The sequence below is a fragment of the Roseateles agri genome (genome assembly GCF_034043675.1).
Taxonomy (GTDB): Bacteria; Pseudomonadota; Gammaproteobacteria; order Burkholderiales; family Burkholderiaceae_C; genus KK5.
On record NZ_JAXCLA010000001.1, the window covers coordinates 652491 to 665007 of the forward strand.

Sequence of the window (12517 nt, forward strand, 5' to 3'; positions counted from 1 at the left end):
ATTCCTGATGTTCAGACATGGGGGTCGCTGAGGCCGTCGGCGCCGGTCTCGACGCGGCCGGCGAACTGGGCGAGGAAGCGCGAGTCACCGTCGGCCGTCACGGCCAGGTCGTACCAGCGCGAGCTCGTCTGCAGCGACCAGTCGGTGCGCACGCTGGCGCCCGGGGCGAGCAGCTGGTGCGAGGTCGCGTTCGTGTAGCGGTCGGTGACGGTGACCGTCGTCGCGGTGGTGCCGACGTTGGTGATCGTCAGCGCCACGCCGCCGGTGCTGCGGTCGTAGGCGGTGCGGCAGGCCAGCTTGGCGGCGCCGTCGTCCAGGTTGCCGGCGAAGGCGCGGTAGAAGCCGGCCGGGCCATGCACCGTCAGGTCGTAGTTGGTCGTCGTCGGTGCGGTCCAGGTGTCGCTCAGCGACTTGCCCGGCTCCACCGTGTAGCCCCAGGGGCCCGTCGAGCCACCAGCCTGCGTGTCCAGCGTGGCCGAGCGCACCTGCAGCCAGGCACCGGCCTGGCCGTTGTTGGCGAAGCTCAGCGTGAAGCTGCGCTTGTCGGCGTTCGGTTGCCAGTCGACCTGCAGCTCATAGGGCAGCGCGCGCGACAGGCGCTGGCCCGGCTCCTGCACCGGCATCACCTGCGTCGCCGGCACGGCCGGGACGTAGCTGCTGTACTTCTTGCCCGAGACGATGTCGGCCTGCGGCGCGGCGTAGGCGGCCGTGCTCGGCAGGCGGGCGGCGGAGGCGTTGGGCAGCGAGAAGTCGAGCGTGGTGCTCAGGTCGCCGCAGACGGTGCGGCGCCACGGCGAGATGTTCGGCTCGGAGATGCCGAAGCGCTTCTCGATGAAGCGGATCACCGAGGTGTGGTCGAACACCTGCGAGTTCACCCAGCCGCCCTTGCTCCACGGCGAGATCACCAGCATCGGCACGCGTGCGCCCAGGCCGTAGGGGCCGGCGGCGTAGCTGCCGGTGCCCGGGTAGATCTCGTTGACGGTGCTGACGGTGGACTTGCCCTGCGCGGCCGTGGCCGGCGGCGTCGGCGCGACGACGTGGTCGAAGAAGCCGTCGTTCTCGTCGAAGCAGATGATGAAGACGGTGCTGGCCCAGACCTTGGGGTTGGCCGTCAGCGCGTTCAGCACGTTCTGGATGTACCAGGTGCCGTAGCTGGTCGGCCAGTTCGAGTGCTCGCTGTAGGCCTCGGGCGCGGCGATCCAGGACACCTGCGGCAGCGTGTCGTTCATGACGTCGGCGCGCAGCTGGTCGAACAGGGTGCCGTTGTTCCAGGCGCCGCCGTTGAGCAGGTTGGTGCCGGTGCGGGCGCGGTCATACAGCGCGTCGCCCGGCTGGGCATTGCGGTACTGGTTGAAGTACAGCAGCGAGTTGTCGCCGTAGTTGCCGATGTAGGGGTTGGCGCCGTCCCAGCCCCAGGAGCCGGTGCTGTTGAGGCCGTGGCCGATGTCCTGGTAGATCTTCCAGTCGATGCCGGCCTTCTGCAGGCGCTCGGGGTAGGTGGTCCAGCCGTAGCCGGCTTCAGCGTTGGTGACGACCGGGCCATAGGGCGGCGTGCCGTTGCCGGCGTTGCTGCCACTGGCGTTCAAGGCCATCGTGCCGGGCGTGCTGCCGGTGTTGGCCACATCGATGCCGCCGGGCAGCGTGCCGTTCTGGCCGCACCAGCCGGTCCAGAGGTAGTAGCGGTTCGGATCGGTGCTCGACATCATCGAGCAGTGGTAGGCGTCGCAGATCGTGAAGGCGTCGGCCAGCGCGTAGTAGAACGGGATGTCCGAGCGCTGCAGGTAGGCCATCGTCTGCTTGCCCTTGGCGGGCACCCAGCGGTCGTTGCGGCCGTTGTTCCAGGCGCTGTGCGCGTCGGACCACGAGTGCGCCAGGCCGGTCAGGAACTGCTCGCCCAGCTTGGCCGCGGTCGGGTGGTAGGGCAGGATGGCCGGCGGGTTCTGCACCACGCCGGAGCTGTTCACGTTGGGCTGCTGGAACACGGGGGCGCCCGAGCCGTAGAGCTTGGCCGCGCGCGGGTCGCCGAAGCCGCGCACGCCGCGCAGCATGCCGAAGTAATGGTCGAACGAGCGGTTCTCCTGCATCAGCACGACGATGTGCTTGACGTCCTCGATGGTGCCGGTGGTGCCTGCGGCGGGGATGGCCAGGGCCTTCTGGATGCTGTCCGGCAGCGCGGCGGTGGCGCCGAGGCCGGCCAGCCCGCGCAGCACGGTGCGGCGGTCGATCTTCGTCATGGGGAAATCTCCTGCGGTGGGGATGCCGGGCATTCTCAAATCCGTCCATGGCAGCAGCGTGTCGCTGCTATCGGCGCCACACGGGCCGGATGGATCTCCGCATTCATCAGACCGTCATCCGCGACATACGGCACACATTCGGGCACCCCCGGACCAAGGGGGTTCATCAGCTTGTCACAAGCATGCCGCACCCGATCCCTAGGCTGCGCAGCGCAGTACCTCGTACCCCATCCGCCCGTCAACACAAGCAAGAGGACACCCGATGAAGAACACCGCAATCCTGGCCGCCGCGCTGCTGGCCGTCGCCGCCTCCGCCGCCCACGCCGATGTCCGCGTCACCGAAGTCGCTCCCTGGTCCAGCGGCAACTCGCCGGTCGGCGCCGACTGGTTCGAACTGACCAACACCGGCACCAGCGCCGTGACGATCACCGGCTGGAAGATGGACGACAGCTCCGCCGCCTTCGGCAGCGCCGTCGCGCTGAACGGCATCACTTCGATCGCCGCCGGCGAATCGGTGATCTTCCTGGAAGGCAGCGGCAGCGCGCTGGTGAACTCCTTCAAGAGCGCCTGGTTCGGCACCAACGTGCCGGCCGGCCTGCAGGTCGGCACCTACACCGGCAACGGCGTCGGCCTCTCCACCGACGGCGACGCCGTCACCATCTTCAACGCCAGCGGCGTGCAGCAGGCGAAGATCACCTTCGGCACCTCCGACAGCAGCTCGCCCTACCAGACCTTCGACAACTCGCAGGGTCTGAACAACGTGACGGTGAGCCTGCTGAGCGCCGCCGGCACGAACGGCGCCTTCCTGGCGCACGACGGCGTGGAGATCGGCTCGCCGGGCACCATCGCCGCCGCGGTGCCGGAACCCTCGACCTACGCGCTGCTGCTGGGCGGCCTGGTCGCCGTCGGTGCCGTCGCCCGTCGCCGCAAGGCCTGAGCGGGAGGGAACGCGATGAACAAGCGCATCAAACTCCTGCTGCTCGCGCTGGCCGCTGCCGCCAGCTGCGGCGCCGCACAGGCCGCCAGCTCGCTGAACCTCGGCAACTACAGCGTCACCGCCACCTACGGCCTGGACATCCTGAACGGCACCAGCGGCGGCATCTCCGGCCTGGAAGCCTCGGGCGTGGCCTACGCGAAGGACCGCAACTCGCTGTTCTTCGTCGGCGATGAAGGCACCGGCGTCGTGGAGATCTCGCTGACCGGCAAGACGCTGGGCTACATGAACTTCGACTGGTCCAACACCGGCAGCAGCAAGCACGACACCGAGGGCATCACCTACCTCGGCAACGGCCAGCTGGTCGTCGGCGAAGAACGCCTGTACGACGCCTACAAGTTCGGCTACGTCAACGGTGGCACGGCCACGCTGTCCAGCAACAGCGTGTCGCTCAGCAACGCCTACCCGGTCGACAACAGCGGCATGGAAGGCATCGCCTACGACCCGCGCAACGGCGGCAGCTACGTCGCCGTCAAGCAGGAAAGCCCCGAGGCCGTCTTCTCCGGCACGCTGAGCTTCGGCAACCAGCTGAGCGGCACCGCCAACATCTCGACGCTGTTCGACGCCAGCAAGCTGGGCCTGTCGACGCTGTCGGACGTGGCCGTGCTGGCGCCGGTGGACTCGCTGGCCGGTACCGCAGGCGCGGACAATCTGCTGTTCCTGAGCCTGGGCTCGCACAGCCTGGTGGAGGCCGATCGCCAGGGCAACATCATCAGCAGCTTCGACCTGTCGAACGTGCTGCCGCACAACGCCATCGAGGGCGTAACCGTCGACGAGAAGGGCACGATCTACCTGGTGGCCGAGCAGATCCAGGACGGCAGCGCCACCGGCGCGGTGAAGTCGCAGCTGATCGTGCTGAGCCCCACGGCCGCCGTGCCGGAGCCCGCCAGCCTCTCGCTGATGCTGATGGGCGGCCTGGGCATCGCCGCCGCGGCCCGCCGCCGCAAGCAGCGCTGAGCAACGCTCTCCCCAGCAACCCCGGCCCCGGCCGGGGTTTTTCATTGGTTCACAGCCTTGTCATCGCCGCCTCAGACCATGTGAAGCCATGCCAACTCGTTGGGAAGACAGCATGGACAAGACGATCACGCCGCCGGCCCCGCTGCACATGCGCACGGTCTGGATCTCCGACCTGCACCTGGGCACGCCCGGCTGCCAGGCGGAAGCACTGCTGGAATTCCTGCGCGACGTGGAGTGCGAGACGCTCTACCTCGTCGGCGACATCATCGACGGCTGGCAATTGCGCCGGAACTGGTACTGGCCGCAGGCGCACAACGACGTCGTGCAGAAGCTGCTGCGCAAGGCCCGCAAGGGCACGCGCGTGATCTTCGTGCCGGGCAACCACGACGAGTTCGCGCGCAAGTACGTGGAGCACAGCTTCGGCGGTGTCGAGGTGATGGACGAGGCGATCCATGTCACCGCCGACGGCCGGCGCCTGTGGATCACCCACGGCGACCTGTTCGACGGCGTGATCCAGTGCGCCAAGTGGCTGGCCTACGTCGGCGACTTCGCCTACGAGTTCACCTTGAAGGTCAACCGCCACTTCAACCGCCTGCGTGCCAAGCTGGGCATGCCCTACTGGAGCCTGTCGCGCTACCTGAAGCTGAAGGTCAAGCGCGCGGTCAGCTACGTCAGCGACTTCGAAGTCGCCGTGGCCCGCGAGGCGCGCAAGCGCAAGGTCGACGGCGTGGTCTGCGGCCACATCCACCATGCCGAGATCCGCGAGATCGAGGGCGTGCTGTACTGCAACGACGGCGACTGGGTGGAGAGCCTCACCGCGCTGGTCGAGCACCCCGACGGCCGGCTGGAGATCCTCGATTTCAGCGCGCGGCTGGAGCACCAGGCGCGCGCCGCCCGTCCGGCTCAGGCGCTGTTGCCCAAGCCCGCCCCGGTCGTCTCCACCGCCCGCGAAGCGGAGGAATCGCTGGTGAATTGAGGCAGGGGCAGATCGAGCCCCGCGGCGCGCTTCATCAGCGCGTCGAAGATGTCCACCACCTCGAACACCGCCCGGTTGTCCAGCTCGCGCACGCGCGCCTGGAAGGCCGGCAGCCGCGCCAGCATCTCGGCCGTGGCGCCGCCAATGCCGCGCATCGTGTCCAGCACCAGGCCGACACCCATCTCGCGCACCCACTGCGCGTTGTAGCGCTCCTGCGGCATCGTGCCGCGGCCGCCGGTGGTGATCACCGGCAGCCCCAGGTGCAGCGCTTCGCTGAGGCAGCCGGGGCCGGGCTTGCCGATGAAGTAGTCGGCCATCTGCAGGTGCTCGGCCACCTGGGCGGTGAAGCCGACGATGGCGTGCGGCGCGTCCGAGCCCTGCGCCTGCAGTTGCCGCGCGAGCTTGGCGTTATGCCCGCACATCAGGATCAGTTGCTCGCCCTTCAGCGCCTTGGCGATCTTCAGCATCTGCATCGAGCCCTGGCCGCCGAACATCACGATGCCGGTCGGCCGCGCCGGGTCCAGCCCCAGCGCACGGCGCGCTTTCACCAGGTCGGCCGGGTCGGCCAGGCGCGGGTCGTAGAACGAGGGGCGCAGCACCATGCCGGAGACCAGGCTCAGCCGCTCGTCCGGGTGACCGGCCGCGCGGGCCTGCGCCAGCGCCCGCGGCGTGCCGCAGACGATGTGCTGACGCTGCCCCCGCTCGATCCAGAAGCGCGGCGGCAGGTCCGCCATGTCGGTCAGCACGGTGGCGAAGGGCACGCCGGGCAGGCTGGCATGGACCGAGGCGCACAGCGCGCGGTTGAAGTTGGGCACCAGCGAGACGACCAGGTCCGGCTCCGTGGCCAGCCAGTGCTGCTGCAGGATCTCCACGATCGATTCGTGGAAGAAGCGGATCGCCCGCTGCAGCATCTTCAGCTCCTGGGCCATGCCCAGGGTCCAGCCGCGCGCCAGGCGCTTGTTGTAGAAGTCCTCCGGCGCGGCGCCTGTGAGCTGCTTGAAGCGGCGCTTCGGGTCCAGCACCTCGAAGAGGTTGACCAGCTGCACCTCCCAGCCGCGCTGCTGCTGGGCGATCAGCGCCTGCAGCGCCTGCGCGGCGGCACGATGGCCGCCCCCCGCGTTGAAGTAAACCAGGGCAACGGTAGGCTTCGTCGTCATGGTTCTGTAGCTTCGGGCCGTGCAGTGACGGCTTCGTGAAGGTCGATATCCACATCAAGCATTAGGATTTTCGGCCCGCCGCGTTTATGCTGAGCGGCTTAACTCGCAAGGCCATGAACCACGACCCTGCCCTCCCCGTCACCCCCCGAACGACCAACGATACGCGCCTGCTGTCGATGATCAATGCCAGCGGCGACTGCTTCTGGGAGGTCGACGTGGAGCGCCGTTTCGTCTACATCAGCGACAACATGGCGCTGATGATGGGCTACCCGGCGACGGAGGTGGTGGGCCGCTCGGTGCAGGACTTCATGACGCCGGAGTACAAGCTGCAGATCCACCGCCAGACGATCGAGCGCGGCGCGCCGATCCACCAGCATGGTGCGATCCGCCACGAGGGCGAATTCATCTGCAAGGACGGCAGCGGCAAGTGGGGCGACACCGTCTCCGTGCCGGTGTTCGACGACGACGGCGTGCACATCGGCTACTTCGGCATCACGCGCGACATCACCCAGCGCAAGAAGGACGAGCACGCGCTGCGCGAGGCCAACCGCCTGCTGCGCGGCCAGGTGCAGCGGATCAACCAGCTGCACGAGCAACTGCGCGAGCAGGCGATTCGCGACGACCTGACCGGCGTCTACAACCGCCGCCACTTCGTCGCCGTGGCCGAGCGCGAGATCGCCCGCTCACGCCGTCAGCAGCAGCCGCTGTCGCTGGTGATGCTGGACGTGGACTTCTTCAAGCGCGTCAACGACGTGCACGGCCATCTGGCCGGTGACGAGGCGCTGCGCGTGATCGGCCTGCTGCTGCGCTCCACCTCGCGTGCGGAAGACCTGGCCTGCCGGCTCGGCGGCGAGGAGTTCGCCGTGTTGCTGCCGGGCATGGACCACCACGGCGCCATCGAGCGTGCGCAGGAGTGGCGCAGCGCGCTGGCCTCGCTGAAGACGCGCATCGGCGGCGGCACCGAGCTGAGCCTGACGGCCTCCTTCGGCGTCGCCACCTTCCCGCAGCATGCCGGCTCGGTGACCGAGCTGATGCGCGCGGCCGACCAGCGCCTGTACCACGCCAAGGACAGCGGCCGGAACCGCGTGGTCGGTGCGCTGGACGAATAAATCCTTCGCCGCACGCGAACGCTGATCCGTGACAATGTCGGCCCACGCGGGCCGAGGTCGGATCCGCGCCCGAAAGGATTCATTCCATGGCCCCGTCTTCATCCACGCCCCAGCGCAACTCGCCGCGCCAGGTCGCCATTGCCTCGCTGGTCGGCACCGCGATCGAGTTCTACGACTACTACATCTATGCCGCCGCGGCGGTGCTGGTCTTCAGCACGCAGTTCTTCCCCAAAGGCGACGGCTACGCGGCGCAGCTGCTGAGCCTGTCGACCCTGGCGCTGGCCTTCTTCGCCCGGCCGATCGGCTCGGCGCTGTTCGGCCACTTCGGCGACCGGATCGGCCGCAAGAAGACGCTGGTGGCTTCGCTGCTGACGATGGGCATCTCCACCATCGCGATCGGCCTGCTGCCGACCTACGCGCAGATCGGCATCGCGGCGCCGATCCTGCTGTGCATCTTCCGCATCGGCCAGGGCATCGGCCTCGGCGGTGAATGGGGCGGCGCGGCGCTGGTCGCCACCGAGAACGCACCGCAGGGCAAGCGCGGCCTGTTCGGCAGCTTCCCGCAGCTGGGTGCGCCGATCGGCCTGTTCGCGGCCAACGGCGTGTTCTTCCTGGTCAGCTACTTCCTCGGGGCTGAGCAGATGGTGGCCTGGGGCTGGCGCATTCCCTTCCTGCTGTCGGTGGTGCTGGTCGCCGTGGGCCTGTACGTGCGGCTGAACCTGCACGAGAGCCAGGTCTTCCGCGACGCCGAAGCCGCCGGCAAGAAGCTGCATGCGCCGGTCTCGGCCGTGTTCGCCAAGCACGGCCTGGCCGTGCTGCAGGGCGTGCTGATCATGACGACGACCTACGTGCTGTTCTACCTGATGACGGCCTTCGTGCAGGTCTACTCGAAGAGCCCCGTCGCCACTTCGGCCACCGGCCACGCCACAGGCCTGGGCATTCCGGCCAACACCTTCACCGGCATCCTGCTGATCGGCGCCATCGTGTTCGGCATCTGCACCAGCGTCGGTGGCGTGCTGGCCGACCGCTGGGGCCGCCGCCAGTGGCTGATCGGCGTGACGATCGCGATCATCGCCTTCGGCCTGGCGATGCAGAACCTGCTGGGCGGCGCGGATGCCTTCGGCGTGCTCGTCTTCATCATCATCGGCCTGGGCCTGATGGGTTTCACCTTCGGCCCGATGGCCGCCCTGCTGCCCGAGCTGTTCCCGACCGAGGTCCGCTACTCGGGCGCCTCGCTGGCCTACAACCTGGCCTCCATCGTCGGCGCCTCGATCCCGACCCTGGTGGCGCTGGAGCTGAACAAGAACTACGGCCTGCAGGGCGTGGGTCTCTACCTGGCCGCCAACGGCCTGTTCACGCTGGCCGCGCTGTGGTTCTCGCGCGAGACGCGCGATCTGGACCTGGCAACCGTGAAGTAGTTGCTCGCGACGGGGAGGATCTGGCACGGCGCATGCATGCCAGCGGTGGCCCAACAAGGAGCCGCCGCGATGAAGATCTCCACCCGTCTGATCCTGCTGATCGCCGTGATGTCCGCGCTGCTGATCGGTGTCGGCCTGCTGGGCCTGTCCGGCATGGCGGCCAGCAATGCCGGCCTGAAGACCGTCTACGAGGACCGCACCGTCGTGCTGGGTCAGCTCGGCGACATCCAGGCGCGCATGCTGATGAATGCGAACCTGATCAGCTCCGCCACGCTGGCGGCCACGCCCGAGGCGGTGGCCCGCGACGGCCAGGAGGTCGAGGCCAACATCGCCGAGATCACCCGGCTGTGGAAGAACTACATGGCGACCTACCTGACGCCCGAGGAGGAGCAGATCGCCAAGCGCTTCACGACCGTCCGCGGCGAGTACGTCAGCGGCGCGCTGCGGCCGGCGCTGGCGGCGCTGAAGAAGGGCGATTTCGACGCCGCTCGGCACATCGCCAACGAGGTCGTGCCGGGCCTGTGGGCCCCTGCCCGCCGCGAGATGATGGCGCTGATCGACCTGCAGCTGCGCGTGGCCAAGAGCGAGTACGACAAGGCGGTGGCGCACTTCGAGACGATCCGCGGGGTGGCGATCGCGGCGATCGTCATCGGCGTGCTGGGCGCGATCGCGCTGGGCGGCTTCCTCGTCGCCGGCATCGGCCGGGCACTGGCGCAGGCCAACGCGCTGGCCGGCGCGATCGCCGCCGGCGACCTGGGCGTGCAGATCGACACCCGCGGCCGCGACGAGATCGCCGCGCTGCTGCGCGGCCTGGTGCAGATGAAGGACGGCCTGGCCGCCGTCGTCCACAAGGTGCGCAGCGGCTCGGAGGGCGTGGCCACGGCCAGCGCCGAGATCGCGCAGGGCAACCACGACCTGTCCTCCCGCACCGAGAGCCAGGCCAGCGCGCTGGAGGAAACGGCCTCGTCGATGGAAGAGCTGGACGCCACCGTCAAGCACAACGCCGACAGCGCCCGAGAAGCCAACGAGATGGCGCGCAGCGCCTCGGCGGTGGCGGTGCGCGGCGGCAAGGTCGTGGGCCAGGTGGTCGAGACCATGCGCGAGATCAGCGAGGCCTCGCGCCGCATCGGCGACATCACCGGCGTGATCGACGGCATCGCCTTCCAGACCAACATCCTGGCGCTGAACGCAGCCGTGGAGGCGGCGCGGGCCGGCGAGCAAGGGCGCGGCTTCGCCGTCGTGGCCGGTGAGGTGCGCACGCTAGCCGGCCGCGCGGCCGAGGCGGCCCGCGAGATCAAGCGGCTGATCGGCAGCAGCGTCGAGCGGGTCGAGCGCGGCACGGTGCTGGTGGACCAGGCCGGCACGACGATGGAAGAGGTCGTCGCCGCGATCGGCCGGGTCGGCGATCTGATGCACGAGATCAGCGCCGCCAGCCGCCAGCAGAGCGCCGGTGTCTCGCAGGTGGGCGAGGCGGTGCAGCAGATGGACCAGGTCACGCAGCAGAACGCGGCGCTGGTCGAGCAGATGGCTGCGGCCACCTCGAGCCTCAATTCGCAGGCGCAGGACCTCGTCCAGAGCGTGGCCGTGTTCCGCCTGCAGCCCGGCTAATCGTCGTTTTTTCTGTGCGCGGCGGCGTGGATGGCAGCGTAGAGTCCGGGGGCTTCGCTAACCTTGAATCTCGACGCACACCGCCATGGCCGCCCCGTCGCCCCTCACTGTTTCCTCGCTGCCCGAAGAGGATCGCTACCGGCTGCTCGTCGAGGCCGTCACCGACTACGCGATCTACATGCTCGACGCGGACGGCACGGTGACCAGCTGGAACCCGGGCGCCCAGCGCTTCAAGGGCTACCGGGCCGACGAGATCATCGGCCAGCACTTCTCGCGCTTCTACGCGCCTGAGGACCGGCACGCCGGCCTGCCCGAGCGGGCGCTGGCGATCGCCGCGGAGCGCGGCCAGTTCGAGGGCGAGGGCTGGCGCCTGCGCAAGGACGGCACCCGCTTCTGGGCCCTGGTCGTCATCGATCCGATCCGCAGCGCCGACGGCCGCGTGATCGGCTACGCCAAGGTCACCCGCGACCTGACCGAGCGCCGCGAGACCGAGGCCGCGCTGCGCCGCACGCAGGAGCAGTTCCGGCTGCTGGTGCAGGGCGTCACCGACTACGCGATCTACATGCTGGACCTGCAGGGCCGCGTGGTCAGCTGGAACGCCGGCGCCGAGCACATCAAGGGCTACCAGGCCGACGAGATCGTCGGCCGCAACTTCTCCACCTTCTACCGCGCCGAGGATCGCGCGCTGGGCACGCCCGAGCGTGCGCTCGCCACCGTGCTGCAGCGCGGCCGCTTCGAGAGCGAGGGCTGGCGCGTGCGCAAGGACGGCAGCCAGTTCTGGGCCAGCGTCGTGATGGACCAGGTGCACGACGACGACGGCAAGATCATCGGCATCGCCAAGGTCACGCGCGACGTGACCGAGAAGCGCCAGGCCCAGCAGGCGCTGGAAGCGGCGCAGGCCTCGCTGTTCCAGTCGCAGAAGCTCGATGCGATCGGCCAGCTCACCGGCGGCGTGGCGCACGACTTCAACAACCTGCTGATGGTGATCCTGTCCAGCCTGCGCCTGATCGATCGGCGCGGCGGCGAGGCCGACCCGCTGCTGCGCAAATGGGTGATGACGGCCACCCGCGCCGCCCAGCGCGGCGCCGCGCTGACACAACGGATGCTGGCCTTCGCGCGGCGCCAGGAGCCGAGCCCCGAGCGCGTGGACCTCGGCGCACTGGTGCGCGGCATGAGCGACCTGCTGCAGCGCTCGGTCGGCCCCACCCTGACGCTCACGCTGGACACGCCCGAGGACCTGCCGCCCGCCTTCGTCGACCCCAACCAGCTGGAGCTGGCGCTGCTGAACCTGGTCGTCAACGCGCGCGACGCGATGCCCACCGGCGGTCCGGTGCGCATCGAGCTGGCCGCTCGGCAAGTGGACGCCAGCGAAGGCAGCCTGCCCGCCGGCAGCTACCTGAGCCTGGCCGTCATCGACACCGGCGAGGGCATGGACGACGAGACGCTGCAGCGCGCGATGGAGCCCTTCTTCACGACCAAGGGCATCGGCAGGGGCACGGGCCTGGGCCTGTCGATGGTCCACGGCCTGGCGGCGCAATCCGGCGGCCGCTTCCTGCTGACGAGCCAGCCCGGCCAGGGCACGCGGGCGGAGGTGTGGTTGCCGGCGGCGCGCGCTGCGGCAGATTCAGCCGCGGCCGAACCCCGCACGGCAAGCGGAACGCCGGCGATCGATGCCGCGCTCGACCCACGCCAGCCGCTGCGCGTGCTGCTGGTCGACGACGACGCGCTGGTGCTGGAGAGCACGGCCGCGCTGCTGCAGGACCTCGGCCACCAGCCGAGCTGCGCTAGCGACGCGCCCGATGCGCTGCGCCTGCTGCGCGAGGACCCGGCCGCCTTCGACCTGGTGATGACCGACCAGGCGATGCCCCGGCTCAGCGGCGCGGAACTGCTGGCCGAGGTGCAACGCCTGCGCCCCGGCCTGGCCGCGATCGTCGCCAGCGGCTATGTGGGCCACACGCCCGGCACGCTGCCCGAGCATGCGGTGCGCCTGGACAAGCCCTTCGACCAGGAGCAGCTGATCGAGGCGATCCGCACGGCGCTGGAGCGGGGCGGCGGCCGATAATC

Annotated in this window: 9 protein-coding genes; 7 read left to right on the forward strand and 2 right to left on the reverse strand. The window is 69.4% G+C overall.

Annotated features, from left to right (window positions below; genetic code table 11):
• Positions 1-11 precede the first annotated feature (11 nt).
• Entirely contained in the window at positions 12-2234 is a 2223-nt protein-coding gene (locus tag SNE35_RS02885; RefSeq protein ID WP_320421317.1) for a phosphocholine-specific phospholipase C, read from the reverse strand.
• A 262-nt stretch (positions 2235-2496) separates the two neighbouring features.
• Between SNE35_RS02885 and SNE35_RS02890 the strand changes: the two genes are divergently transcribed.
• The 3 genes from SNE35_RS02890 to SNE35_RS02900 all read left to right on the forward strand — a co-directional run bounded on the left by SNE35_RS02890 (position 2497) and on the right by SNE35_RS02900 (position 5161).
• Positions 2497-3171, forward strand: coding sequence for a lamin tail domain-containing protein (locus tag SNE35_RS02890; RefSeq protein ID WP_320421318.1), 675 nt, complete (start codon positions 2497-2499; stop codon positions 3169-3171).
• A gap of 15 nt (positions 3172-3186) precedes the next feature.
• Entirely contained in the window at positions 3187-4185 is a 999-nt protein-coding gene (locus tag SNE35_RS02895) for an SdiA-regulated domain-containing protein (RefSeq protein ID WP_320421319.1), read from the forward strand.
• 112 nt (positions 4186-4297) lie between these two features.
• Complete coding sequence (locus tag SNE35_RS02900; protein ID WP_320421320.1) at positions 4298-5161, forward strand: UDP-2,3-diacylglucosamine diphosphatase; 864 nt, start codon at positions 4298-4300, stop codon at positions 5159-5161.
• Here SNE35_RS02900 and SNE35_RS02905 read toward each other — a convergent pair.
• Positions 5089-6318 carry a glycosyltransferase gene (locus SNE35_RS02905; protein WP_320421321.1) on the reverse strand — a complete coding sequence of 410 codons (1230 nt, stop codon included), beginning with the start codon at positions 6316-6318 and terminating at the stop codon, positions 5089-5091. The two genes, SNE35_RS02900 and SNE35_RS02905, sit on opposite strands and share 73 nt — an antisense overlap.
• A gap of 113 nt (positions 6319-6431) precedes the next feature.
• Between SNE35_RS02905 and SNE35_RS02910 the strand changes: the two genes are divergently transcribed.
• From SNE35_RS02910 to SNE35_RS02925, 4 genes are all read left to right on the forward strand, one after another.
• Complete coding sequence (locus tag SNE35_RS02910) at positions 6432-7427, forward strand: sensor domain-containing diguanylate cyclase (RefSeq protein WP_320421322.1); 996 nt, start codon at positions 6432-6434, stop codon at positions 7425-7427.
• An 86-nt stretch (positions 7428-7513) separates the two neighbouring features.
• Positions 7514-8845 (forward strand): MFS transporter, encoded by a 1332-nt coding sequence (locus SNE35_RS02915; RefSeq protein WP_320421323.1) that lies wholly within the window; start codon positions 7514-7516, stop codon positions 8843-8845.
• A gap of 69 nt (positions 8846-8914) precedes the next feature.
• The gene (locus SNE35_RS02920; RefSeq protein WP_320421324.1) at positions 8915-10453 is read left to right on the forward strand and encodes a methyl-accepting chemotaxis protein; all 1539 of its coding nucleotides are present in this window, start codon (positions 8915-8917) and stop codon (positions 10451-10453) included.
• Between the two features lie 85 nt (positions 10454-10538).
• Positions 10539-12515, forward strand: a complete 1977-nt coding sequence (locus SNE35_RS02925) for a hybrid sensor histidine kinase/response regulator (RefSeq protein WP_320421325.1) — start codon at positions 10539-10541, stop codon at positions 12513-12515.
• Positions 12516-12517: the final 2 nt, after the last annotated feature.